General features: G+C 61.8%; 15 protein-coding genes. 3 read left to right on the top strand and 12 right to left on the bottom strand.

Features of this window, described 5'->3' with window-relative positions:
* Positions 1 to 67: 67 nt before the first annotated feature.
* Positions 68 to 5,104, bottom strand: a complete 5,037-nt coding sequence (locus HMPREF9237_RS02385; protein WP_016442126.1) for a DUF7507 domain-containing protein — start codon at positions 5,102 to 5,104, stop codon at positions 68 to 70.
* Between the two features lie 273 nt (positions 5,105 to 5,377).
* On the opposite strand from HMPREF9237_RS02385, the gene HMPREF9237_RS08805 reads away from it, so the two are divergent.
* Positions 5,378 to 8,446, top strand: a complete 3,069-nt coding sequence (locus HMPREF9237_RS08805) for a Cna B-type domain-containing protein (protein WP_016442125.1) — start codon at positions 5,378 to 5,380, stop codon at positions 8,444 to 8,446.
* A gap of 424 nt (positions 8,447 to 8,870) precedes the next feature.
* On the opposite strand, the gene HMPREF9237_RS02375 is transcribed toward HMPREF9237_RS08805, so the two are convergent.
* From HMPREF9237_RS02375 to dapA, 5 genes are all read right to left on the bottom strand, one after another.
* Positions 8,871 to 10,052 (bottom strand): glycerate kinase, encoded by a 1,182-nt coding sequence (locus tag HMPREF9237_RS02375; protein ID WP_016442124.1) that lies wholly within the window; start codon positions 10,050 to 10,052, stop codon positions 8,871 to 8,873.
* 243 nt (positions 10,053 to 10,295) lie between these two features.
* Entirely contained in the window at positions 10,296 to 11,630 is a 1,335-nt protein-coding gene (locus tag HMPREF9237_RS02370) for an enolase C-terminal domain-like protein (protein WP_016442123.1), read from the bottom strand.
* A 302-nt stretch (positions 11,631 to 11,932) separates the two neighbouring features.
* Positions 11,933 to 12,829: a 2-hydroxy-3-oxopropionate reductase gene (garR, locus tag HMPREF9237_RS02365; RefSeq protein ID WP_016442122.1), complete on the bottom strand. Its 897-nt coding sequence runs from the start codon at positions 12,827 to 12,829 to the stop codon at positions 11,933 to 11,935.
* 180 nt (positions 12,830 to 13,009) lie between these two features.
* Positions 13,010 to 14,371: a gluconate:H+ symporter gene (locus HMPREF9237_RS02360; RefSeq protein WP_016442121.1), complete on the bottom strand. Its 1,362-nt coding sequence runs from the start codon at positions 14,369 to 14,371 to the stop codon at positions 13,010 to 13,012.
* A gap of 47 nt (positions 14,372 to 14,418) precedes the next feature.
* Positions 14,419 to 15,306 carry a 4-hydroxy-tetrahydrodipicolinate synthase gene (gene dapA / locus HMPREF9237_RS02355; RefSeq protein WP_016442120.1) on the bottom strand — a complete coding sequence of 296 codons (888 nt, stop codon included), beginning with the start codon at positions 15,304 to 15,306 and terminating at the stop codon, positions 14,419 to 14,421.
* 314 nt (positions 15,307 to 15,620) lie between these two features.
* Here dapA and HMPREF9237_RS02350 point away from each other — a divergent pair, with 314 nt between their 5' ends.
* On the top strand, positions 15,621 to 16,385 hold the full coding sequence (locus HMPREF9237_RS02350; protein ID WP_231366652.1) for an IclR family transcriptional regulator: 765 nt from the start codon (positions 15,621 to 15,623) through the stop codon (positions 16,383 to 16,385).
* A 25-nt stretch (positions 16,386 to 16,410) separates the two neighbouring features.
* On the opposite strand, the gene HMPREF9237_RS09175 is transcribed toward HMPREF9237_RS02350, so the two are convergent.
* Complete coding sequence (locus HMPREF9237_RS09175) at positions 16,411 to 17,070, bottom strand: hypothetical protein (protein WP_016442118.1); 660 nt, start codon at positions 17,068 to 17,070, stop codon at positions 16,411 to 16,413.
* Positions 17,009 to 17,263: a hypothetical protein gene (locus tag HMPREF9237_RS02340; RefSeq protein WP_016442117.1), complete on the bottom strand. Its 255-nt coding sequence runs from the start codon at positions 17,261 to 17,263 to the stop codon at positions 17,009 to 17,011. Before HMPREF9237_RS02340 ends, HMPREF9237_RS09175 begins: the two co-directional genes overlap by 62 nt.
* 392 nt (positions 17,264 to 17,655) lie before the next feature.
* On the opposite strand from HMPREF9237_RS02340, the gene HMPREF9237_RS02335 reads away from it, so the two are divergent.
* Positions 17,656 to 18,786 carry an L-talarate/galactarate dehydratase gene (locus HMPREF9237_RS02335; RefSeq protein ID WP_016442116.1) on the top strand — a complete coding sequence of 377 codons (1,131 nt, stop codon included), beginning with the start codon at positions 17,656 to 17,658 and terminating at the stop codon, positions 18,784 to 18,786.
* A gap of 169 nt (positions 18,787 to 18,955) precedes the next feature.
* Here HMPREF9237_RS02335 and HMPREF9237_RS02330 read toward each other — a convergent pair whose 3' ends face one another.
* From HMPREF9237_RS02330 to HMPREF9237_RS02315, 4 genes are all read right to left on the bottom strand, one after another.
* Positions 18,956 to 19,846 (bottom strand): dihydrodipicolinate synthase family protein, encoded by an 891-nt coding sequence (locus HMPREF9237_RS02330; protein WP_016442115.1) that lies wholly within the window; start codon positions 19,844 to 19,846, stop codon positions 18,956 to 18,958.
* Between the two features lie 252 nt (positions 19,847 to 20,098).
* Positions 20,099 to 21,685: an L-serine ammonia-lyase gene (locus HMPREF9237_RS02325; protein ID WP_016442114.1), complete on the bottom strand. Its 1,587-nt coding sequence runs from the start codon at positions 21,683 to 21,685 to the stop codon at positions 20,099 to 20,101.
* 169 nt (positions 21,686 to 21,854) lie between these two features.
* Complete coding sequence (locus tag HMPREF9237_RS02320) at positions 21,855 to 22,718, bottom strand: GmrSD restriction endonuclease domain-containing protein (protein WP_016442113.1); 864 nt, start codon at positions 22,716 to 22,718, stop codon at positions 21,855 to 21,857.
* 387 nt (positions 22,719 to 23,105) lie between these two features.
* On the bottom strand, positions 23,106 to 25,448 hold the full coding sequence (locus HMPREF9237_RS02315; protein WP_016442112.1) for an LPXTG cell wall anchor domain-containing protein: 2,343 nt from the start codon (positions 25,446 to 25,448) through the stop codon (positions 23,106 to 23,108).
* Positions 25,449 to 25,588 lie beyond the last annotated feature (140 nt).

Genomic DNA, 25,588 nt, shown 5'->3' with positions numbered 1-25,588 from the left:
GGGCCCGGCCGGGATCGTGATCCCGGCCGGGCCCTGCATGTTGTACCCGCGTTAGCGGTACTTCCCGCTAGTTAGCCTTTTCCCGCCGCCGCAGCGCTCCGCCTCCGGCCAGGAGGAGAATCGCGAGGGCGATGGGCATCGCAAGCTCAGCACCGGTGTGGCTGAGTTGCTTGCGGACTGGTGGTGCGGGCGGGATCTTCGTGTCCACACTGGCGGTCGCCGGTGTGGCCTTCTCGCCACTCGGGGTCACCGCGGTAACGGTAGCGGTATTGGTGACCGTCGTACCCTGCATCGTCGCGGTGATCTTCGCTCGGGCTTGCGCTACGAGCTTTTCTCCCGGTGCCAGCACCCCTGCCGCACGCGGCCAGGTGTACTCGATGGGCCCCAGCTCGCTCATAGGATCGTCGATAGTGATGCCGGTGAGCGTTGTTGTTCCGGTATTGAGCACCTCGAAACGATAGACAATCACGTCCCCGTCCACAGTTGCGGTTTTCTCCATCACCATTCCAGGGTGGCCGGTGATGGTGACACTACCGTGGCCACCGGTGCCCGGTTCGCTCGGGTCGCCCGGTTTGTTCGTCACGGTGTCCCCTCCGGGGGTCACGCCGGTGGCGTTGGCATCGTTGCGGACGGTACCCGCATCCACCTGCTCCTGGGTCAGCACCGAAGTAGCGGTAGCACTAGCTTTTTCACCCGGAGCGAGCACCCCGGCAGCACCCGGCCAGCTGTACTCAATCTCGGACAGACCCGGGAAGTCATCTTGAATGACAAGATCCCGCAGGGTGGTATTGCCGGTGTTCTCCAGCGTAAAGAACCAGGTAATGAGGTCACCCGCGCGCGACTTCTCCTTTTCTACGCTACCCGTCTTCACCAGGGTGAATCCGGGGCACTGCGGGAGAAGCACGGTTTCGGTTGCGCTATCGCGCACCAGCAACCCGCGCGCTGAGGTCGCGCTCACCTCCACGGTATTTTCCACCGCTCCGGCATCCAGAAGTTCCTGGGTGATGTGCGAGGTAGCGCTCGCAGTCACCGATTGACCCGGTGCGAGCACCCCGGCCGCACCCGGCCACTCACCGAAGGTCACCGCGCTCAAGCCGGGAAGCTCATCGCGCAGTGCCACCTCACTTAGCGTGGTGGTACCGCGATTAGCAATGGTGAAGGTCCACGTGACCTCGTCCCCGGCCCGCACGGTTCCAGCGGGGCGCGCGGGCGCGCTACCCTGCTTGATCACCTGGATCTGGGCACCGTCCGGGATACTCACCGTGGCGCTATCGCTGGCCGTAACCGCAACGCCGCGCGGATCGGTGCCGGTCGCAGTGGCGGTATTGTCCAGCGTGCCGCGGTCAATATCGGCCTGGGTAAGGGTGTAGGTTCCGGTTACCTGCTGGGAGGCACCGGGTGCCAGCGTTGCGATAGTGCCTAGCTCTCCACCCAGCAGCGGATCCGTGATCGTCACGCCGCTCAGCGTCACGTTCCCGGTATTACGCACGTCAATGGAGTAGCGCACGTGCTCGCCGGCCGCGATAGTGGCCGGAGGCGTAGCAGTTTTGCTTACCGTCAGTGCACCGGCGGCCGGCAGCGGCGTGGTCACCGTCGCGGTGGCCTGCACCTGCGTATTGTGCGGCGAGGTTCCGGTCACCGTGGCGGTATTATCCACGCGACCCGCATCGATATCGGCTTGGGTGAGCGTGGCTTGCGCGGTTCCGGTGGCGACGGCGCCCGGCGCCAACATGCCCGGTTGGGCAGCATCAGGCCAGGTCATGACAAGCCCACTGACCTTCGGGTCACTCAGGGCCACCTGCGCAAGCGGAACGTTCCCGGTATTCGTCACGGTGAAGGTGTAGGTCACGGTATCACCGGCCGCCGCATTCGCACCCGTGCCATCGGCCGCGAGCGCGGCTGCCTTGGTGAGGGTGAGCGCGGGCTGGGCGTGGAAGAATCCGAAGTCTTGGCCTTCCAGTGTGGCCGCGCGTTCCACCGTTACCGCGGCGCTAGTGGCACCGTCTTTCCCCGCCGGTGAGTAGCTGGGTACGTAGCTGGCGCCCCCGTCAGTTACGGGTGGGGTGACGGAGATACGGTAGTTTCCGGCCAGGACATTATTAAAGGAGTAGGTCCCATCGGCTGCCGCCGTCGTTTCCAACGGAGCACCGCTGGGGCCCAGCACGGGGGCACCGGTACTGGCATCGAGGAGGCGCACGGTAGCGCCGGCCAGCGCGGTGTCATCCGCGCTGGCGCCGTCGTCGTTAATATCCACGGCGATGCGCCCGCTCACGGTGGCGGCGACCACGGTGGCACTTTGCGGTTCGCCTGCGGTGAGCGGAAGCGGCGAATGCGAGGCGGTGCGCAACTGTCCGGTCATCGTATTCGCGATGACCGCGCCGGCCTCAGCTTGCGGGGCTTCCAGGGTGAGTGCGTAGCGGGCACCTCCGGCCGGGCCCGTCGCGAAATCGTTGATGACGAAACGCAGTGCCGTGACCTGGCTGAGGTCCGTGGCAGCGGTGACTTCCTGCCACGTTACGCCCGCGGCCGGAGCTGCTCCGATGGTGCCGTGCGGTGCCGTGGTGTATTCGGCTCGCACATTGGCGGCCTCACCCTGGAGGCGTTCTACCCCGGTGAGAACCGGGGTCACGGTGGTGCCGCGACCGTCACCCACGTAGGGGAGTTCGTCCACGAAAATAGCGTGCCCCATGGAATCCATGGTGGTGTTGTACATTTCCAGCAGGTACGAAACCGGTTCGTTGCGCTGGACGTTGGGCGCGCGGAGCGTCTTGAGGTAATTCGCTCCCGCGACGAGCACCATGGTGACGTCCGTGGAGGTTTGGGCCTGCCAGCCGGCCTGATCGATCACGGCCCTCCAATACCATTTCCTCAGATCGTCACCGCGGAAATAGGAATCCAGATTGAGCTGGCCGGATTCGGGTAAATAGGGTCCCACCTGAAGGTTGACAGGAATCTCGGGCAGCGGCTGGCCCACGGGCAGTTTGCCGCCGTTGGCCACGTAATCGAAGAGGTACGGGGTACGCCCATCCGCGCAGAGGTTCGCATCGGTAGCCTTGCTCCCCTTCCAGGTGGTGGCATCCACGGGGGAGAGATCCACGTCCACCACTTCTGCGGGCAGGCACATGAGCACCTGTGCATGGGCAGCTGTGGTGTGGGGCGAGTTAGGAACGAGGAAGGTTTCAGGACGAACGGTATAGCGGTACTTATGATTTGTTTTCGCGACCGCTATACGGTTGCCCACAGTTCCGTCCGGATTAATAGTGGCCAGGGAAGAAGCCTGGAAACGCGCTTCGCCCACCGCCACGAAAATACGAACTCCGGTACCTTTGTACTGACTTCTTCCCTGGTACTTCGACCGCATACTCACGGAGAGGGGAACGCCATCATCAACAAAAACCGCGTCCGACGTTGCCACCGCTTGAACCGTTAAGTACATATGGTACCGATCTAGCGCAGCGGCCGAGCCCGTGCGTTTGGACAGCAAGTTGCCGTTATTCACTTTGGGGCGCGCTTGCAACGCAAAAACATCGCTAAAATCGCCGGAGTATTCCGAGAGCGGGCGGAATTCGCGCTGCTCCGGGCTACCTTTCGCGCCTGCTCGCACGTACAGGTCATAATCCGATTTCGGGATCTCATAGTAGCCATTAGCCGTTTCGCCAGGCATACCCTTGGGGTAGGGATCCCCGGGGATATCGCTGGTTTTCACGAACAGGCGCGCGGTGCGCGGATCTATACGCTGGTAGGCCGGGTCGCCCGGCTCAATGGTGACCTGGTTATCGGCCGAGCCCACGCTTTCGTATTGACCGCCCAGGCGAGTGTTATCCAGATACTGGTAGGCGATGCCGATCAGTGCATACGGAGTATTCGGCGGTACAACACCGTTATGACCCAAGCCCGGGCTCGTGCGCATCGCGTCCGGATCGCTTCCCTCCGGATTGCGACCGTAACGCGCAGTGGTATCCGTGATGAGCCGTCCCTCCGTTGGCCGATCAATCGTCCACGTGAGGGTTTCGGTGTTATTGAGCAGGTTTGTTTCGTGTAGAGGTTGTGAGGGCGACGACGCCGAGCTGCCCCGCGGGTTAACCGGAGCCACGGAACTGGTGAACGTCACGAGCGTCTTATTAGGTAATTTCGCAATGTCGGAAGCGGGAATCCACACCCGGTATTGTGCATAGGCTGCCGAATCCCCATCCCGGGCCTGCGCGCCCGTGAGGGTGAACTTTCCGAAAGAGTCCCCTTTCTCGGCGGTGATCCCCGACCGCACTGGAACTACCGCCCACCGCTCCGGCACGAAGGGGCGCGGCGCACTCGCTCCGGGTTCTTGCACCGTGATGTTAAATGTGACCGCGGTGGTGAGGGGTTTTTCAAATGTCCATCGATCAGAGAAGGGGAAGCTGTACTTCGGCGTGAAACCGAAGAAATTGCCCTTTTCCTTCCCGGAACCGAAATCATAGGAGCCTTCCCCGCGGTAGGTGGATGAGTCATCAACCGGATCACTCCCGTGCCCAAGATCGAAGTCAAGCTGCCCCACCACTTCCACCAGGCTGGGAGCACCGGATACCGCAATGGTGCGTGTGCCCTGCGCATCGGTGACCTCGAGTTCGGGACTGTAGGTGCTGCCCGGCCCCACCCCGGTTCCGGGCCGCGCAATAATGGGCTGAATCACCACAGCGGCTGTACCTGCACCGCCTTCATTACTCACCGTGGCGGTCAGGGTCCGCCCATCCGCACTCACCGTATAGGAGCGTTCCACTCCGTTCGATGTTCCTCCCAGCACCGCGTCAAGCCCGGGGCCCGTCTCCCAACTCCAGCCTTCCGGAAGGGTTTGTGAGATCGTGGTGGCAGTGGCATCTGATGCCACAAAGGCCCATTGGAAAGACACCCGTGAGCCATAGCCAACTTTGCCGTTCTTTGCCTCGGTATCGTAATCGCCATAGGTGTCATCACCGGTAATACTGACAGAGACATTGGTGAGCGTACCTGCTGCGGGAGCGGCGGAGGCCTGTGGGAGCACTCCCCACCCCAAGCTCAGAAGCAGCACGGTGCATAGCAGCGCAATAAGTGACCGCCGTGATGCCAGCGGCATCATTAAATGTCGATTCATCGAGCTTCCTTGCGTGAAAATGTGATGAGAAATTCCACCATCGGGTGGTTTTTGCTATAACCAGCTGTAATGAATGGTAGTGATACTTTCCTAATTTTTGATGAAGCTTTAGCAACAAATTCGTGGCATCGCGCACATATCCACCACAATGTCCCAGCCGCCACATTTTAATGCGATGTCATACTAAAATGAACACCAATATTATTATTGGTACTAACTAGGGAACCCGGAAAATTACCGCAGCACCGCAGCTGCCAATCCCAAGGAGTGATTATGCCGCAGCCCTCCACCCGCCAGCCGCGCTCCCGCGCGCTCCTCATATTCCTGGCGGTCCTCTTCCTTATTCTCGGCACGCTGGTGTGGGCCACTCCGGGACCGGCCCGCGCTGCCGATACCAACCCTGCCGGCGGTAGCCCCGCGGCCGATGCGGCGGCGTCGCCGCGCGCCGTCGTGCAATGTTCACAAGATCCCAACGACCTCACGTGCCCCGAGGATCTCCTCACCCAGCGCATTCGCGAGGCCGGAACCACGCCCACCCGTATTATTCTGGGCGCCACCGACACTCTCCTCACGAGTACCCTGAAGATTCCCGCCGGTGCGGATATTGAGCTCGTCAACGGCGGGCGCGCCCCGTGGGGTGCCACTGATTCCGGACTGGTGCGCGAAGATGGCTTCAGCGGCGTGATGGTGCAGGTGCCGGCAGGCGCCGCCCTCACTTTCGATAATTACGACGGCGGCACTTTCCGCATGCGCAGCCGCGGGGAATGGGTCCCGGGCGGCGGCACTCTCCTGGATGTGCGCGGCAGCCTCACCATTAACGGCGGGGAATTTTCCGGGGTGCGCGAAGCGAAGCAGACCTACCAGGGCGCGATCACCATCAGCGGGAAAGATGCCAGTTTTACCCTCAACGGCGGGAACGTCACCGATAATCATCGTCAGCTCAATAATCCTGGTGCAGTCCAGTACGGCGCCGCGAATATCGCGGTAACCGAGGGCGCCACCTTCGTGATGAACGGCGGGGAGGTTAGCAAGGGCAAAGCTCGTGTTGTTGACTCTTACGGTTACGGCGAAGTTGGCGGGATCGGCGTGTACAAAGGCGGGAACGTCACCATCAACGGCGGAACCATCACGGAAAATTCCGGTTTCGCGGGCGGGATGATCGCATTCACCTGGCTGTGGTCCACATCGGATGCCACCCCCGAAAACTCTGCTCGCACCCGCAGCTTCATCACGATCAATGGTGGCACCATCTCCAAGAACCGCGCTTCTTTCTCCGGTGGTGGGATTCTTTCTTTCGGTAACTCCGAGGTCACCATGAACGGCGGCACCATCGATTCCAATTCGGCACCCAACGGTGGCGGCGTGGGAACCTTGGACCTGTACGTGTGGGGTGCGGACGGCACCTGGCAAGAGGTTCCCGGCGATGGTAAGAACTGGGGCTTCACCACCGCGCAGTGGTCGGAGCTGTCCCCCGGCGCCTTCACCATGAACGGCGGCACGATTTCGAATAACTCCAGCCGGCGCACCGGGGCCGGCGTGAACGTGGTCTCCAATAAGGTCCAGCTCAACGGGGGCACCATCAGTGGCAATGAGGCTGGTCAGCAGGGCGGCGGGGTCTATGTTTCCACCGCCACCTACACCCTGCACGCCGGCAACACTCTGGTCACGGCGAATTCCGCTTCCGGGATTGGCGGCGGGATCTGGACCTGCCCCACCGGCAGCGTAGAGGTCCACGTGGATAACGGCGCGGCGATTTTCGGGAACGCCGCGACTCGCTACGGCGCGGACCTCGCGCACGATAACCTCGGTTCGGTCAGCTCCGCGCCGGTGTGGACCTCGGATGCGATTCTGGGCGGCGGCCTGGTGGATTACTACCAGGATAACGAAGGTGCCCGCTTCGACCCGGCGCAGCTAAGCCTGCCCGAGAAGGAACGCCCGCGCCCCGAACTCATCAAGGGGCGCGAGATTTCGAACGAGGGATTTGCCGCCGTGGTTTCCGATCCGGCTCAGGGTGCGGCTCGCGATGCCGCGCGCCTGGTCATTACGGGCAACACCGCGCCGCGCGGGGCGGGTATCGGCACGAATGGCTCGGTTATTTTCGGCACGTGGGGTTACGCGCAGGCAACGGTCACGAAACAGTGGTTCTATGAAACGACGACGACGCCGCCAGCTGGCGATAAGCCCAATCCTGTGCCGGCACGTCCTTCGGATATTGCCTCCTCGAGTGTGCCGATGCGGCTGGTCTCCGATACCTCCGCTGAGCTCCCGAAGCCGCAGGTGGTACAGAAGTTTAGCGTGACGGCCGGTGAGGAGTGGACGAAGAGCTTCACAAATCTACCGATCCGCACTGATGCTGGAGAGTTGTACGTCTACGCGGTGCAGGAGCTGGACGCTGCTGGCGAGGTGCTGAAAACCAAGGTGTTGGAGCCGTCGCAGCTGCTGGTGCAGCGCGGTGAAAAACTGCCTAAGCGCCCGGAACTGGCGGAAGGCATGGCTCCGCCCGAGGTGTGGTTCGTCGGGAAGGTCGCCAATGAGGTGCCTACGCCGGTGGATATCGCGGTCACGAAACAGTGGGCCTACCGCGATTCGAGCGATCCGGTGCCGGGTGCTGCGCTGCCCGAGCAGGTGGAATTCGAGCTGCTGCGCGATACCGATGCGGCTTTCTCCCATCCCGAGGTGGTGCAGAGCTTCACCGTGACGAAGGCGGATAACTGGGTTCGCACACTCACCGGGCTGCCCCGCGCCACTGCGGAGGGCGTGGCCTATGTGTACGGGCTGCGTGAGAAGGGAGCTGGCGAGATCGTGCCGGTTCCGGCGGCCCCTAGCGCTCCTGAGACTCCCGGCAGCCCCGAAGCCCCGGGCGAGGACGGCGTTATTCACCGTGCGGTGACAGTGGTCAATACCCTGACCCCGCCGCCTCCGCCTACTACGCCGCCCACGGTTCCGCCGACTACGCCGCCGACTACGCCGCCGACGACGGAGCCACCGACTCCTCCCACCACTCCGCCGGTACCGCCCACAACCGAGCCGCCGGTACCGCCGACAACTCCCCCGGCTCCGCCGACGACGCCACCTACAACGCCGTCGGTACCGCCAACGACACCGTCGGTGCCTCCCACTCCGAGTGAGCCACCGACGCCGCCCACGGTTCCGCCGAGTACACCTACGGTAACTCCGCCGGCCAGCACGCCTCCGGCTACTCCGCCGAGCACACCGCCGGCGAATCCGCCGCGGATTGTGCGCACCGGCAGCGATGCCCGCACCGGAGCAGCCCTCGCGGGCTCAGCGTTGCTCGCCGGCCTCGGAATCCTGGCCTGGCGCCGGCTGCGCACCGACCGCTAGGCGAGCCCTGCGCCTAAGCCACGGGGGGTGGTACATCGCACGCGATGTACCACCCCCCGTAGTCGTTCTTTCAGACAACCGCCCAAAATCGACGCACACAAAGTGGTACCAGAACTACATTAACTAGATGATTTCCTGTCGTGACGTACCACTTCGTTGCGCCATAACCGGGCCGGCCCTTTCAGACGCGCCCTTCGAGATGCCCCACTCGGCTGGGGCCGGGGTGCAGGCTGCCGGACCCGGTATGTGTTGTCCGGGGTGTACTGCGAATGTCGTACATACGAAGTACAGCTCTGAAAACACCTAGTACCTCCGCCGGTGCTGGTGTGACTCCTGAGGTTCGACTTATGTGATCGCACCCCTCGGCAACACTTGTTTACCCCAGGGGTCATGGATGGTTAATCTAGCTGCCGCCACCGAGAAATTAGGCACGCCGGCCGGCCGCGTAGAGGCGCAAGGCGCGTTCGGCGGCGTTTTCCAGGTTCGCCGCGCCCTCCGCAAGCGCCTCGTCAAGCGTGCAGGGCCGGTCCACAATCGGCACCAAGCCAACGAAGCCGTGTTCGTACAGGTCCTCCACGCCTTCACCGAGTTTCCCCGCGAAAGCAATAATCGGCACGCCGGCAGATTTACCGCCGCTGGGCGTATCACCGGCACCCGCACCGCGCCCGGCACCCGCACCGGCCGCCGCGGCAACCCGCGCCACCCCGGAAAGCGTTTTGCCCATGAGGGTTTGGCGATCCATGGCGCCCTCCCCGGTCAGAACCAGGTCCGCGCCGGCCATCGCCTCTGCTAGCCCCACGGTTTCCATGACCAGATCCACCCCGGATTCCAGGCTGGCCCCCAACAGCAAAAATGCGAAACCGAGCCCGCCGGCCGCCCCCGCGCCCGGCGTCTCCTGCACGTCCATCTTCCCGGCAACGGTCGCGAAATTACGCAGCACCCCGTCCAGGAATTCCACGTCCGCGGGCGAAGCACCCTTCTGCGGCCCGTAAATCGCGGAAGCCCCGCGCTCCCCGAGCAGCGGATTATCCACATCGCAGGCCACCCGGATGGTCACGCCGGCCAGGCGCGGATCCAGGCCGCTGAAGTCCGCCCGCGCCAAGCGCGCCATCTCCGCCGGGGTGGTGCCCAGCTCGGTGGCGGCGTCGTCGTAAAAACGTGCGCCGAGTGCCGCGAGCATCCCGGCCCCGCCGTCGTTCGTGGCGGAACCACCCAGGCCCACCAGAATCTCGGTGGCGCCCTCATCGAGCGCCCGCGCAATAAGCTGCCCCACCCCGGTACTATCCGAGCGGCGAATATCGCGTTCTTCGGGGCGCAACTGGTCCAACCCCACCGCGGCCGCGCTCTCAAAAATGGCGTGCTCCCCCGCGATCGCCAGCTCAGCCGGCACCGTAGCCCCGCGCACCCCGGCCACCGGCAGCGTGATGATCCGGGCGCCCAGTGCATCGGCAATGGCGCGGGCGAAACCTTCCCCGCCGTCCGCCATAGGAATTTCCACGCATTGCGCATCGGGTATAGCCCGCCGCGCCCCGGCCGCGAGCGCCGCGGCCGCGCGGGCCGCCGTCATGGATTCTTTGAAGCTATCGGGGCAGCACACAATTTTCATGGCAGAGCCTTTCACGTCGGTGTCTACAATTTTCGCCGTGCTGAGTCACGCGGATGTTAAAGCTATCGAAACGCTATAGAAAAGCTATCGAAAAAATACGCGGGGCACACGAACGCGAGGAAATGGAGAAAACTCGCGCCCGCGCGCCCCGCGCGATAGGAACACTGGCAGCTTAAAGCCGGTAGCGTGCGGCACGCTAGCGTCAACGCAAACTAGTGTTGCCGCAAGCTACCCGCCTTTTAGTTAGCGGACCAGTGCTGGCTTCTTATTATCGAACTTCCAGCCGGGGATGAGGTACTGCATGCCGATGGCGTCGTTGCGCGCGCCGCCGCCTTCCACCTTCTCCTTGTAGAGTTCGTGCGCCGCGAGGATCTGATCCATATCGGGCTCGATGCCCAGGCCCGGGCGCTGCGGGATCGTGAGCTTGCCGTCCACGATCTTCATCGGTTCCTTGGTCAGGCGCTCCACGCCTTCCTGCCAGATCCAGTGGGTATCCAGGGCGTTGTATTCGCCCGGGGCCGCCGCGCCGCAGTGGGCGATCTGGGCCAGGGAAATATCAAAGTGGTTATTGGAGTGGCAGCCCCAGGTCATGCCCATATCGTGGCAGAGCTGGGCCACGCGCACCGAGCCGCGCATCGTCCAGAAGTGCGGGTCGGCCAGCGGGATATCCACGGATTGCAGGGTCAGCGAGTGGGTCATCTGGCGCCAGTCGGTATTGACCATATTGGTGGCGGTGGGCAGGCCGGTGGCCTTGCGGAACTCGTTGAGGATTTCGCGACCGGAGAAGCCGTTTTCGGCACCGCAGGGATCCTCGGCGTAGGTGAGGATGCCGACCTTGTCCTTGCACAGCTCAATGGCTTCCTTGAGGGACCATGCGCCGTTGGGGTCGAGGGTGATGCGGGCCTCGGGGAAGCGTTCCTTGAGGGCCACAATCGCCTTCATTTCTTCGGCGCCTTCCAGTACGCCGCCCTTGAGCTTGAAGTCCTGGAATCCGTAGAGATCGTGGGTGGCTTCCGCGAATTTCACGATCGCTTCGGGGGTGAGGGCTTCTTCGTGGCGGATGCGGTACCATTCCACATCCGAATCCTTTTCGCGCAGGTAGGGCAGGTCCGTCTTATCCGGGTCGCCCACGTAGAAGAGGTAGCCGAGGGCCCGCACCTGATCGCGCTGCTGGCCTTCGCCCAGGAGCGCGGCCACCGGCACGTTGAGGAACTGGCCGAAGAGGTCCAGGGTGGCTGCTTCCAGCGCGGTGACGGCGTGCACGGTGGTACGCAGGTCGAAGGTTTGCAGGCCGCGCCCGCCCGCGTCGCGATCCGCGAAGCGTTCGCCCACTTCACGCAGGAAATTATTGTAATCGGCCAGGGAACGCCCCAGCACAATATCCTTGGCGTCCTCGATGGTGCGGGTGATCTTCTCACCGCCGGGGACTTCGCCAATACCAACGTTTCCGCTGGAATCTTCCATCACCACCACGTTACGGGTGAAGTAGGGGCCGTGCGCGCCGGAGAGGTTGAGTTCCATGCAGTCATGGCCGGCAACCGGGTAAACATCGATCTTCTTAATTGTGGGAACTGACATCGTTGTCTTTCTTGTTTGGGCGCTGCGCGGATATTGTGCGCCGCGCGGCGCGTTTGGTCGGAGTAGAGGAGTATGTGCGTTTGTTTGTAGGTGCGGTGTTCTAGTGGTTGCGACTGCGCGCTACGCGCGGGTTTTACGACGACGCCGCTAGCTGGCCGCCGGCCGGCCGGACAGGAGAGGTTCCTTTCCGGCCGGTCCGGCTGCGTCCAGCCGTGCATGTAGCCGGCCGCCCTCGGTTCCAGCCCGCCGCGGCTCGGAGTCACACGGCCGCGGTGGCGGGCCAGCTACGGCCAGCGGGTGCTTTACTCGGGCAGGCCCGGGTGCAGCTCGATATTCGCGAGCTTCTCGTAGAAGCGCACGAGGGAGGAGTGGTCCTCACCGGCATGGTCATCGCCCTCGAGTACCGACATCATCTCGCGCACCTGGGCGGTGAGCGGAAGCGCGGAATTGACCCCGTGGCCGGTGTCCATGACGTTATTGAGGTCCTTGATATGCAGGTTGATGCGGAAGCCCGGCTTGAAATTGCGGGCCAGCATCATGGGGACCTTGGCGTCCATCACCGTGGAGCCGGCCAGTCCGCCACGGATGGCGCGGTACACGGCTTCCGGATCCACTCCGGCCTTCTGGGCCATGGTGAATGCTTCGGCGCAGGCGGCAATATTGATCGCTACGATGGCCTGGTTGGCCAGCTTGGCAATATTGCCGGCCCCGATGGGACCCACGTAGGTGACATCCCCGGCCATCACGCCGAGCACGTCCTTGACCTCGTTGAAGAGCTCTTCTTCGCCGCCGACCATCACGGACATGGTGCCGTCAATGGCCTTCGGTTCGCCGCCGGAAACCGGGGCGTCCAGCATCCGCACGCCGGCCTTTTCCAGGCCCGCGGCCACTTCGCGCGAGGCGAGGGGCGCGATGGAGGACATATCCACGTAGATGAGTCCTTCGCGAGCGCCTTCGATAATGCCGCCTTCGCCCAGGGCCACCGCCTTGACGTGGGGGGAATTCGGAAGCATCGTGATGACCAGGTCGGCCTTCTCCGCAGCTTCCTTACCGTTCGCAACGGCGGTCGCTCCGGCTTCCACCACTTCGGCAACGGCTTCGGCATTGTGGTCGTTCACGTAGAGTTCGTGCCCGGCCTTGAGGAGGTTCTTCGCCATGGGCTTACCCATAATGCCAAGACCGATAAATCCGATCTTCATGGAGTTTTTCCTTCCTTTTTGTATGATCGTCAGGTTGGTGTTTCCAACGGGCGGAGCGTTTCACGTGGGGTGGGGCGCTCCGTTTTTATGCGCCGTTTATGCGCCGTTTTCTCTGCGCACCGTTCCTCGCGGGGGTAGGGCGCGGCCGTAGCTGCGCCGTCGTACCCCCTATCCGTATCCTTAGACCGGAACCACGAGGCTCAGCAGCAGGCAGGCGCCCAAGCCGAGCACGGAGAGCAGCGAGGTGTAGGTGGTGCGGACCTTGATGGTTTCCGCCACCGAGAGCCCGAGGAATTCCTTGAACATCCAGAACCCGGGGTCGTTGACGTGCGAGGCCATAATGGAACCGCACGTAGTTGCCAGGGTCATGATTTCGGGGCTCACCCCACCGCCGGCGATCATCGGCAGCGCGATACCGGCCGCGGCCACCACGGCCACCGAAGCGGAACCGAGGGCCACGCGCATGAGCGCGGCGATAAGCCAGGCGATAATAATCGGGGAGAGGCTGAGGTTCTCGGTGATTCCGAGGATGTAATCGGAAATACCACCGTTCTTGAGCACGGCCGCGAAGGCACCGCCACCGCCGATGATGAACACGATCATCGCGATGGACTTCACCGAAGCCGCGCAGGAGGCCATGATCTTATCCATCGGCACCTTGCGCAGCAGGCCGAAGTAGGCCACGGCCACGAGGAGGGAGATCATGAGGGCGAACCAGTCGTGGCCGATGAAGGCCATCACCTTGGTGACCGCGTGATCGTGACCCAGGGTTACCTCGAGGATGGCGTGGCCACCGATGAGGATAACCGGGAGGGCGGTGATGCACAGCGAAGCCCAGAAGCCCGGCATTTCTTCGTCGGTCCATTCCTTTTCGTTGACCAGGCCGGCCGGCGGGCGGGCGGTCACGGACTTGACGAAGGGCAGGCGCGGCCACATGATGGCGACCACCGCGCCCAGCGGAATGGCAAAGATGAGGCCGTAAAGCATGGTCAGGCCGATGGAGGCATCGTACATATTCGCCACGGCCGAGGGGCCCGGGTGGGGCGGGAGGAAGGAGTGCATCGTGGACAGCGCGATCGCCATGGGCATCGCCAGCCACATGACCGGGATCTTGTAGGCCCGGCATACCGCGAAGACGATGGGGATGATGATGACGAAGGCGGTCTCGTAGAAGAGCACAACACCCACGAGGAAGGACACGATAACAATCGCGAGCTGGGAATGCTTGATCCCGAACTTGTTAATCATGGTGGTGGCGAGGCGGTTCGCCGCGCCCATATCCGCCATGAAAACGCCGAGCATGGCGCCGAAGCCGAGGAGCAGCACGAGTTTACCGGTCTGCCCGCCCACGCCCGATTGGATGACGTCAAGGAGTCCCTTGACTTTCTCACCCTTATCGTCGACGGTTGCCAGGAGAGGCATACCCTGCGCCATGCCCACCACGACCGAGACGATGACGAGGGCAATAAAGCCATTCATCTTCAGCACGATCATGAGGAACAGGAGCAGCGCAATGCCAAGTGCGAGGATTACTAGTGGCATGGTTTTTCCTTAGTTTCCAATCTCATCACTGAGATAGCCGGATACGGCTAGATATTGGTGACCGCTTCGACGGCCTTTTCGAGCGCCGGGCGGAATTCGGGGGCAAGTTCACGGGCCGGTGCGAAGCAGTATCCCGCTTCCACACCCGCCATACGCAGGCCTTCCTTGAGGACCACCGGGAAGGTGGCCACGTCCACGAGATTGCGCAGCGGCGAGAGCGCATTTTGCAATTCGAGGGCGCGTTCGCGGTTGCCGGCGCGGTATTCGTTGTAAATGCTGGAGACGAGCTTGGGCGCAATATTCGCGGTGGAGGCGATGGCGCCGGCGGCTCCCAGGCACAGGGCCGGGTAAATGAGGGTATCGCGGCCCATAATGACATCGAAGTCATCGGGGAGCTCGCGAATGTAATCCCCGGTCAGGGTCAGGTTCCCGGCGGAATCCTTGATGCCGATGATATTGGGGACGTCCACCAGTTCCAGCATGGTCTTGAGAGCCACCGGGACCTGGGTGCGGCCCGGGTTGGAGTACACCAGGATGGGCAGATCGGTTTCCGCCGCGATGTTCTTGTAGTGCTCGACCAGTTCGGACTGGGTGGGGGTCATGAAGTAGGGGGTGAGGACCGAAAGAGCGGATACCCCGCCCACTTCCTGAACCATATGTGCGGTCTTAATGCAATCGCGGGTGGTGATTTCCGAGGCGCCGGCGTAGACCGGGACCCGGCCATTGGCCTGTTCCACGGCGATTTCAACAACGCGGCGCTTCTGAGCGTTATCGAGGCCGTAGATTTCACCGGAGCTGCCGAGCACGAAAATACCGTGCACGCCGTTGGTGATCGTGTAGTCAATGACGTCGCGCAGACCCTGCTCCAGCAAGTTTCCTTCGCGATCTAGAGGTGTGACGAGAGCGGGAATCACGCCTTCTGCATGGAACTCCATAGTTCTCCTTGGTTGCGGCTTCAGTTTCGACTTCAGCAGCGAAGCACGAAACTTTGTGGACAGTCAGCTACGTATGTAGACACTAGTATTAAAACGCGATTGCGGTACTACAGGATGGGACTAACGTCTGAGGTATGCGGAGCGACACAGACGTTCGGCGACGCAGTTCCGGGGAACTTGTTGCGCTGTCCTTTACTATGGAACCTAGAGAAACGAAAGAAATTACGTGGTGCCGTGGCATCCCTGAGGTGCCCCCAGCGCACGGTCCCCTGCCGGGCGTCGCGGCACCACGGATACGAAGGTGTTGGATCCGTTTGAGAGCTACAAGCATGCATGGCGGCGGTGTTCGCCCCGTAAAATCTGCCTCACGCACCGTTGACCTGCTCGAATTCCTCGGCAGGCGCATTGCCGACCCGCCGCGCCTGGCGGAGATCTGCGCGGAGTTAGATGCGCCACGTTCCTCCACCTACGCCCTGCTCCGCACCTTGATCGATGCCGAATGGGTGCAGGCCACCTCCACGGATCGCTACATGCTGGGCATCCGTGCGCTCACCGTGGGCACGGCCTATATTGATGCGGATCCCTACGTGCGGATTGTGCGCCCGATTCTCGTGGACCTGGCCAAGGAGCACGGGGAAACCTTCCATATGGGCCGTTTCGATAACGCGGAAATCGTATATCTACTTACTCAGCAATCCGACCGCTCCACCCGCACCTATTCACGCGTGGGGCGCCGCCTGCCCGCCGCGGCCACCGGCCTGGGCAAAGCCGTGCTGGCCCACCGCCCCGAAGACATTCCGGAGGAACTGGTGGCGCTGACCGAGCGGACCATCACCTCACCGACGCAGCTGCGCAAGGTCCTCACAGAGACCGCCACGCGCGGTTACGCTATCGACAATGAGGAAAATACCCCCGGTCTGCATTGCGTGGCCTTTTCCCTCCCCTACGAAAGCCCGGTGCGCGACGCTATTTCTTGCTCAGTTCCTAGCGCGCGCTGGAGCGCGGAGCGCGAAGCGGAGCTCGCGGCCGCCATGCGCACGGCCGTCAATCGGATTCTCGATTCCGCGCCGATTGCGTAGCGGGGAGAAGAATGGGATAGGTGGTTCACTCTTCGAGAGCTTCGAGCGCAGCAGTACGGTCATGACGCACCGCGGCGCGTAACTGAATCTTCTCCCATTCCCGGATTCCTCGATGGAGTGCATCGCGTGCTTGCGGTGTACATGCCGCTCCGAACTCATCGATCACGAAAAGAAGAATCTCTTCAAGGCAGGGCCGAAACCTGCGCCTACCCACCGGGAAATGAACATTGGCAATACGTGGAGTGCGGGCCTCGTTCTTAATGCGCCGGCATGCCCGGCGGGAATGATGACCGCTCAGGAGCAAAGCATGTGTCCATTCATCGCCGTGCGAATGTATCTGGATATGCGCGCAGGGAATATTCGAACGTGGTGAGCGAATGTAATCCCAGCGCACCAGAGGCTCTTGTCCTTCGTGTCCGCGGATCACTGAAAATGTTGATTGATCGACCGTGAGAAAACCACTCTCCGGATCGAGAAAAACTCGATAGTCAAATAGTACAAGCGGGTTGCCCTGGAAAGCTATGCGGCCACTGATTCGCTTTCCAGGCGCTTTACTCAGCACCACCGACTCGATACTTACTGAAGAATTTTCATCTAGAAAACTGCTTATCTTTCCTAGATGGTCAGCAAATCTTTCGGCTTGGAACTCCAGGCTCCCACCTGGATGATCGCGGTTCACGGCCATAGCGAGCCAACTTCTCGAAGTAATCTAATCCATCCAATTCGAAATAGAGCTTTGCTTCTTTTTCGCCGAGCAGGTAGTTATCAGCGCGTAGGTCGAATTCTTCCCGGGTCATTCTAACCTCGCGCAGAATCTCTTCTTTCCGCTCCAGAATTTCTTCCAGCGAGGTGTAGGTTCGCCCGATAATGACTGCCATAGTGGTCACCTCCATCCTTTCCGTCATTCTCGCATGGCGTAGAAGCGTAAAAAAGACCTAGGTGACGCCTTGTGGATAAGGGTGACGTTTGAGGATTCTGTGGATAACTCCTATACCGCTGCCACTACCCATCCCGGGCGATCTCGCTGTTCCCATCAGCCAGTTTCGAAAACTTGACTAACGTGAACCAACTCAGACCTAACGACGACGCCAGCTGGCTTTCTCCCTATTGGCCACGAAGGTGCACCACCTAGGGACTTATGTCACATTTGGCACGGTCTACATGTGTAGATACTTGTATTGCCGGTAAGTAGGCTGACGCCGTGTATGCACCGCTGCACGGGCGCCTTCCCGGCATATCTCAGGCAGACCCCAAGGCAAAGGAGCATATTGTGAGCCGGGATACCATCGCACACGTGAAGCTTTCCCACGTTATTTTGCCGCTGAACAACCCTATTTCTGACGCAAAGGTCTTCACCGGACGGCAAAAGCCCATGACAGAGGTGAATTTCCTCTTCTGCGAGATCGAAACAACCGACGGCCATTCCGGAGTCGGTTTTTCATATTCGAAACGGGCGGGTGGGCCAGCGCAATTCGCCCACGCTTCCGAAGTGGCCGATAACCTTATCGGGGAAGATCCCAACGATATTGACCGCCTGCGCGTGAAGCTACTGTGGGCCGGAGCTTCGGTGGGGCGCAGCGGGGTGGCGGTGCAGGCCATTGCCGCCATTGATGTGGCCCTGTGGGATTTGAAGGCGAAGCGGGCCGGGCTGCCGCTCTCCAAGCTTATTGGTGCCCACCGGGATTCCATCCGCACCTATAACACTTCCGGCGGCTTCCTTTCCTCGCCGCTGGAAGAAGTGATCGAGAATGCGCTGGCTTCCAAGGAAAAGGGTATTGGCGGCATCAAGATCAAGGTGGGGCACCCGGATCACCAGGTGGATTACACCCGCGTCAAGGCGGTGCGCGAGGCGCTGGGCGATGATTTCCCGCTTATGGTGGATGCGAATCAGCAGTGGGATCGCCCCACCGCGAACCGCATGTGCGAATGGCTGGAAGAATTCAATCTGGTGTGGATTGAGGAACCGCTGGATGCCTACGATTACGAAGGCCACGCGGAGCTCGCGCGCCGTTTCATCACCCCAATTGCTACCGGTGAGATGCTCGCTTCGGTAGCCGAGCACGTCAAGCTCATCGAGAACCACTCCTGCGATTTCATTCAGCCGGATGCTCCGCGCGTGGGTGGCGTTTCGGAATTCCTCAAGCTGACGAAGCTGGCCGAGCATGCCGGCCTGCAGCTCGCCCCGCATTTCGCCATGGAGATCCACTCCCACCTGGCGGCCACCTATTCCCTGGAGCCGTGGGTGGAGCACTTCACCTGGTTGGATCCACTCTTCAATGAGCATATGGAAATCAAGGACGGTCGCATGATTGTTTCTGACCGGCCCGGCCTGGGCGTGACGCTTTCCGATCAGCTGCGCGCCTGGACGGTGAATACCTTCGAAGTCGGTAAGCGGCCTTAAATACTACGCGGCTGGGCACCGCCAGCCGCGCCGGCAACGGTGTGGGCAAGGAACACCGTGGCCGGTTGGCCCCGGGGTGGGCGGAAAATCCGCCTACCCCGGGCGTCGTCGTATTTAATGTGCGGTATTTAGTGCGCAGATTTAATACGCGGCACTAATGCACGCGTATTTATGCGCGTACTTCGCGTAGCAGCGTCGCGATTTTCTCCGAATCCTCCGCGCTCAACGGGACCTGCGGGGCACGCATCAACGGCGAGCACTTCACCCCGCACAAACGCACCCCCTCCTTAATCGCAGCAATGAAAATATCACCGATCTCATACACCGCAGCCAAACGCGTAATCTTCCCCAACTCCGCGGCAGCGCCCGTAACGTCCCCGGCCTCATACGCCGCATGCATCGCCGCAAATACCTCAGGAATAAGATTCGTCAGGCCCGAGAGCACCCCGGTCCCGCCACACACCCGATTCCCAATGTAATACTCATCAAAACCAGAAAGCACCGCGAAATCCGGGCGCACCTTCTTCACCTCGCGAATCACCCGCCGCGTATGACTCTGAGTATCCACCGTATCCTTGAGCGCCACAATATTTTCGTGCCGGGCGGCCAGCTCAGCCACCAACTCCGGACTCAAATCCGCACCCGTACGCTCCGGGAAGTTATAAAGCATCACAGGAAGGCTCGTCGCGCCCGCAACCGCGTCATAAAAATCAAGGGCCCGCCCATATGAATGCCCGAAATAGAAGGGCGGAAGAGCCACCACGCCATCCACACCAGCAACCTCAGCAGCCGCGATATTCTCCAGCACCTCACTCAGCCGCGCCGCGCTCACCCCGGCCAACACCTGGAAACGCCCCGCGGCCTGCTTGACCGCGAACTTCAAGAACTCGGCCTTCTCCTCAGTAGCAAAGGAGAAAAACTCCCCGATCGAGCCGAAGAAGAGCACCCCGTTGAGCCCGGACTCGGCAAGACGATCAATATGGGCGGCCATCGCCGGATAATCAATCGCACCCGAATCGTCGATCAACGTGACCGACGGGCAATACACACCAGAAAACATTCCAACCCCTTGTCAGTGGCGCGCGGCCGGCCACCCCGAATGGGCGGCATGCCGCGGCAGTCGTTCATACATCTATTATGGAACTAAGTTCCACCTAATGGGACTGGACGGGACTTGTGCTACGTCACATTTCGGGGACGTTTCGGGTAGTTTCCGGCCGTTCCGGGTAGTTTCCGCCCGTTCGAGGTAGTTTTGCACCCCTTTCGCGGAGTTTCGCAGCGGGACGCCACACGGCGCAGCCACACGGTACGGCTAGCACTCCACCACGTTAACCGCGAGCCCACCCTCCGAAGTTTCCTTATATTTGGAAAGCATATCCATCCCGGTTTGGCGCATGGTTTCCACCACGGTATCAAAGGAGACGGTGTGGGAGCCATCGCCCCACAACGCAATATAGGCGGCATTAATAGATTTAACCGCAGCCATGGCATTGCGTTCAATGCACGGGATTTGCACCAGGCCACCCACGGGATCGCAGGTGAGGCCAAGAGAATGTTCCATAGCAATTTCCGCAGCATTTTCCACCTGGGCCGGGGTGCCGCCCAGAGCTTCCGCGAAACCGGCGGCCGCCATTGCCGAAGCAGAACCGACTTCACCCTGGCAGCCCACTTCCGCCCCGGCAATGGACGCATTCGTCTTAATAATTCCGCCGATGGCCGCCCCGGCAAGCAAAAAATTATACATTCCCGCGCGGGTGGCCCCGGGCACGAAACGTTCATAATACGTGAGGACCGCGGGAACGACGCCGGCCGCGCCGTTCGTCGGCGCGGTGACAATCCGGTGGCCGGCCGCATTTTCTTCGTTAATGGCCAGGGCGAAAAGATTCACCCACCCGAGGGCTTCCAGCTGGTCCGCGCGGTGCCCCGCCGCGGTTTTTTCCTCCAGTTCGCGGGCCAGCCCGGGGGCGCGCCGCTTCACGCGCAGCCCACCCGGAAGAGTCCCCTCCGTGGCAATACCGGCCTTAATCGCCTCACCCATCACGGCGTGCACCCGATCCATATGGGCAATAACAGCCTGGTGTGGGCGCAGCGCGGTTTCATTAGCGAGCGCGAGTTCAGAAATGCGCATGCCAGTTTCGGAACAGAGCTCCAGCAGCCGAGCTGCGGTGAAAAACGGATAGGGGACCGCGGTCTGGGCGGCGTCGGCCTGTTCTTCCGTGGCGAGCGGCGCCACCCGCGGTTCAGCCGGATCGCCCAACTCTTCCATCACGAAACCGCCACCCACCGAATAATACGTATGTTCAGCGAGGAGCTCCTCGCCCGCCCAGGCACGCAAGGTTAACGCATTTACGTGGTAGGGCAAAATATCACGCGGACGAAAAATAATATCGCGGTCGCGCACGAACGGTGTGGGCTCGAAACCGGGCACGGTGAGGGTACCGGAAGAATCGATAGCGGCTTCCATGCCGTCCACCACCGCGATGGATACATTTTCCGGGCTGTACCCGGACAGCCCGAGGAGGACCGCGCGGTCGGTATTATGCCCGCGCCCGGTGGCGGCCAGGGAACCGAAAAGATCCACGCGCAGGCTCGTGATGCGAGCGCCCGGGGCGCGGGTGGCCAGCAGCGTTGCGAAATGCAGCCCGGCGCGCATGGGCCCCACCGTATGTGACGACGACGGGCCTATCCCCACCCGGAACATATCGCATACTCCCAGGGGATTTGCGCGGGTCTCCTCCTCCCCGGATTCGCCGGTGGTCCCGGTTACTTGCGTTTCGCCGGCGAGGATGGCGGCGGGGAGGACGGCGTGCGGAGTATCGGGGTGACGTTCGCTGAGGGAGACCGGGACGGTATGTGCGGCGTCGTCGAAATCAGGATTGAGCCTTAAACGCGCGGTCATACATGTCCTTTCGGTTGCTGGTCACGCACCGTTTGTGATCATACGGCAAGCGGCCGGGAGCTGCGCGCCCCCGGCCACTTTTGTGCCGCGCCAATATGGCTATGTGGCTAGTTGCCTATGTGGCTAGTTGCCTATGTGGCTACGTGCCTATCGGCTACTGGCCCGCAGGCTACTTGCCCGCAGGGCCTTCCCAGCCGGGAACCAACTGGTTCGGGCAGGTCTGCAAGTACTGGGCGAAAGCATCGTGTTCGGCCTGGGTGACGGTCAGCCCGTAGGTGGCCTTCACGCCGATTTGCCGCGCCACGTACTGGCAGGTGAAGTTCTTGTTCGCGGGGACCCATTCGGCGGCGGAACGCCCGGCCTTCTCTTTGGCCTGGTCCGCGGACACGGCCTGCATATTGCGCGGGTCGCTGGCGAAAGCGGCGCGCTGCTCGTCCGTGAACTGGTTGGCACCCGAAGCCCAGGCGTTATCGAGGCTGACGATGCGGTCCACCACCACGGTCTTGGTGCCGGCATCCGGGCGCGCGTAATCAACCATGTTTCCGGTGTAGCTATCCACCAGGGTGCCGTAAGCGATACCGCAGCCGGAGGTGCCCGGCTGCACACCCACGTTGACGAGGTCGCGGCGCAGAATGTCCGTGTAGACGTTACATTCGTCTTCGTTCAGCCCGGCAGCGTCGGGGCCGAACTTCGCCGGATCGGCCTTATCGGTGGTGGACGATTCGGCAATTGTGAGGGTGCTCAGAAGTTCGGTTGCGCTTTGCGGGTGGGCCGGGTTCGGGATGACTGCCGGGAGCTTTTCCGGAGGGGTTTCCGAAGCGCCGGGAGTGACGACGGCGGAGCTAGCAGCCGGGGCTGCGGAGCTGGCCGCGGGAGCGGAGGTGGCTGCAGCCTCATCACTACTCTTGGTGCATGCCCCCATCATCCCCGCGAGAATCGCCAAGGCTCCCATGGCGGCGGCGCACTTCGCGAGCGAGGTGCGGGCGGTGGTGGATGCGCCGTGGCCGGCGCTGCCAAAACTAGTGCGTGGCATGACTTCCTTCTCTTTTCGTTTTCTTCTCGAATAGATAAAACTGCGCGGCGCCGAAACGCCGCGTGACAATGGTAGACAAGCAACCGCGCGGATTCAAAGGCGGGGCGCATGGTGGAATACCAGGTGAACGTGGTGACTGAGGTGCGGGGCAGTGGTGGTATTCTGCGCGTTTGTTTGTGCGGCGACGCCAACTGAATGCAGCGCGGGCCACGCTGAGCCTGGCGCGAGGGCATATATAAGTTTCGAGCTGTACTGCATCCGTAACACAATCGAAGTACACCTGTGAAAACAAGGTGCCCCGCTCGGAGCCAGAACCGATACTGGCCGAGCGGGGCACCTATTCGCAACACGTGGCATCACGCGCTGCCACCTAATGCCTACACGTCCTTACTTCACCGCATGCCGCGCGCGAGAACGACCGAGAACAACCGCACCGCCGGCGAGCATAAGAAGCGTTGCCGCACCAATAGCGCCGCTCATATCGCTTCCGGTCTCGGGAAGCTTCTGGGTGGGAGTTACGTTCTTCGCCACCGCTCGCTTTGCGGTAGTTGTTTTATTCCCTGCCGCGGAATGCTTCGCCGCGGGCTTGCCGGTCGGTTGGGGCGACGACGGCGTATCGGGCGCCTGCCCTGGCTTCCCCTCCGGCGTCTGGGCCTGCTGACGCGCCAGTTCCAGATCCCGCTGAGCCGCCTGCAAGGCGAGGTTCGCCGCGGTCAGTTCCTGCTGTGCTTCCGCCTGGGCTTTCATTGCGGATTCCTCCGCTTCACGAGCCGCCTCAAGCGCGAGAGTCGCCTTACCGTGAGCATCCTGAGCTGTGCGCAGCTCCGCCTCGGCCGCCTTCACCTTCTCAGTAGCTAGGCGAACATCCCACTGGCGCTCATCGTAGGTATTCGACGCATCGGCGAGTCGAGTCAATTCGGCTTGCTTCTGGGCAGCAGTCGCACGTGCAGTATCGAGGGTACGCACCGCTTCCGCGGCTGCCTGACGAGCCTTATCCGCAGCAGCCTTCGCCTGAGCCGCCGCCTCCTTGGCGGCATCCGCGGCGGTCTGCGCAGCGGTCATATCCTTTTCCGCCTGCGCGAGCCTCTCAGTAGCCTGCTTCCAGGTGGGTTCGAGCTCCGCGACGCGTTCCTTGAGCGCACCCGTCTTCTCCGTAGCGCTCACGGCTGTCTTATTCGCCGCATCGCGCTTACCCTCCGCCTCACGTACCGGAGATTCAGCTTGCTCAAGCGCCTGTTTCTGGGCAGCCGTGGCCTCGTTCAATTTAGCTTCCGCAGCGGTTAGTGCCTCTTGGGCTTTACCGGCTTCCTCGGCTGCCTCCAGCGCTTTCTTCTCAAAAGCAGCGTTCGTAGCTTTGGCAGCCTCGAGTTCAATAGCTCGCTGCTCCACAGTGGCCTGCGCCTGCTGCACTTTCTGAGCGGCTTCTTCCTTCGCGGTCACAGCCTTCTCATGCACCGCTTTTTTCAGTTTTATGTTTTCACGCGCCGTTGTCAGGTTCTCTACAGCCTCTTCATGCGCCAACTTAGCTTCCTGGAGACTCTGCTGCTTTTGCGCGGTGACTTGCTCGGCCTCCGCAACGATTTTCCTCTGCTTCTCGACCAAATCCTTCACGTCATCAGCAGGGTTAATTTTCTCGAGATTTTCGAGCTGTTCACGCTTCATTTTCTCGAGTTTTTTCGCGTCCTCGTACGCGCTCTCTGCCTCTTTCTTGGCCTTTTCTTTCGCAGTCACTTGCTCCGCGAGTGGAGCCTCCGACTGCTCGAGCTTTTTGATCTCCGCTTCCGACTCCGCAGCCACACGCTCAGCATCCGCTTTAGCAGCATTAGCCTTGGTTAAAGATTCCTTTGCTGCTTCATCCGCTTCGGTAGCGGTCACCTCGGCATCCTGCGCCTTACCGGCAGCGGTGGCAGCAGCCTCTTTAGCCTCGGCCTTCGCTTTGTACTCAGCCTGGGCAGCCCGCACCGCATCCGATTCTTTGCGGACCTTCGCCATTTCTGTCTTGATGACCTCATCGCGCTGGGCGCTCGCCTTTTCCAGCTCTGCTTCAGCCTGCGTCAAAGCTTTCCGCGCGGCGGCCTCCTGCTGCTCAAGCTGCTTAACTTCCTCGCCAAGCCGGGCCTTATCCGCCTGGGCAGCGGCATCAACCTCACGGGCCTTCGTTACTTCAGTGGTTGCAGCCTGCACGGCAGCTACCTTTTCCTTAAGCTCGGCTTCTTTTGCGGTGACATCGTCCGTGGCTCTCCGCGCACTCGCGTCCGCTTTCTCGTGGGCAATCTGGGCGGCGGCCGCTTGGTCTGCGGAATTCCGGGCTTGCTCAGCAGCCTGCGGGAGCTGACCCTTCGCTGCCTTCCCCGCCTCACTGACCGTGTCCGCTGCTTTCTGCGCAGCTTCCGCTTCTTTCGTGGCATCTGCAAGTTGCTTTTCGCTCTGCGTTACCCCAGCTTGAGTTTTCTTAGCCGCAGATTCCGCTTCGGCGGCCTTTGCTTTCGCTTCAGCTGCGGTTGCGGTAAGTCGATCCACATCAGCCTGGCGCGCCGACACGGTTTCTTGGGCGACTGCCACATTCTTTTCCGCTTCGGCAAGGCTAGGTGCGGGTCGCGCGGCGGTAGCCGCGCGGGCGTCGTCGTTATTCTGTACGGGCTGCGCCACGGCGGCACCGGCCGGTAGCAGCGCAACGGCGACCCCAGCGGTGAGGGCGGCGGCGAGGGCGCGGTGAGTGTGGGTCCTCATGATTGTCCTTTCGGGGAATATGCATCTGGGCGGGACTGACGTTTTGTCAGCTCCAGGACTTGATGGATATAAGCTAATGCGAGAAATTCCAGATTCGTCTCGGAATTAACTGGGATTTTCTCAGGAGCGCTGCCCCGTGT

Source organism: Actinotignum schaalii FB123-CNA-2, assembly GCF_000411135.1.
Lineage (GTDB): Bacteria > Actinomycetota > Actinomycetes > Actinomycetales > Actinomycetaceae > Actinotignum > Actinotignum schaalii_A.
The sequence above is the reverse complement of the archived record's forward strand: the minus strand, read 5'-3'. Positions and strand labels throughout refer to the sequence as shown.

Excerpts from the sequence above, each read along its gene's own strand:
- HMPREF9237_RS02385 (WP_016442126.1), bottom strand. The coding sequence starts at position 5,104 with ATGAATCGACATTTAATGATGCCGCTGGCATCACGGCGGTCACTTATT.
- HMPREF9237_RS08805 (WP_016442125.1), top strand. The coding sequence starts at position 5,378 with ATGCCGCAGCCCTCCACCCGCCAGCCGCGCTCCCGCGCGCTCCTCATA.
- HMPREF9237_RS02375 (WP_016442124.1), bottom strand. The coding sequence starts at position 10,052 with ATGAAAATTGTGTGCTGCCCCGATAGCTTCAAAGAATCCATGACGGCG.
- HMPREF9237_RS02370 (WP_016442123.1), bottom strand. The coding sequence starts at position 11,630 with ATGTCAGTTCCCACAATTAAGAAGATCGATGTTTACCCGGTTGCCGGC.
- garR (WP_016442122.1), bottom strand. The coding sequence starts at position 12,829 with ATGAAGATCGGATTTATCGGTCTTGGCATTATGGGTAAGCCCATGGCG.
- HMPREF9237_RS02360 (WP_016442121.1), bottom strand. The coding sequence starts at position 14,371 with ATGCCACTAGTAATCCTCGCACTTGGCATTGCGCTGCTCCTGTTCCTC.
- dapA (WP_016442120.1), bottom strand. The coding sequence starts at position 15,306 with ATGGAGTTCCATGCAGAAGGCGTGATTCCCGCTCTCGTCACACCTCTA.
- HMPREF9237_RS09175 (WP_016442118.1), bottom strand. The coding sequence starts at position 17,070 with ATGGCCGTGAACCGCGATCATCCAGGTGGGAGCCTGGAGTTCCAAGCC.
- HMPREF9237_RS02340 (WP_016442117.1), bottom strand. The coding sequence starts at position 17,263 with ATGGCAGTCATTATCGGGCGAACCTACACCTCGCTGGAAGAAATTCTG.
- HMPREF9237_RS02330 (WP_016442115.1), bottom strand. The coding sequence starts at position 19,846 with ATGTTTTCTGGTGTGTATTGCCCGTCGGTCACGTTGATCGACGATTCG.
- HMPREF9237_RS02325 (WP_016442114.1), bottom strand. The coding sequence starts at position 21,685 with ATGACCGCGCGTTTAAGGCTCAATCCTGATTTCGACGACGCCGCACAT.
- HMPREF9237_RS02320 (WP_016442113.1), bottom strand. The coding sequence starts at position 22,718 with ATGCCACGCACTAGTTTTGGCAGCGCCGGCCACGGCGCATCCACCACC.
- HMPREF9237_RS02315 (WP_016442112.1), bottom strand. The coding sequence starts at position 25,448 with ATGAGGACCCACACTCACCGCGCCCTCGCCGCCGCCCTCACCGCTGGG.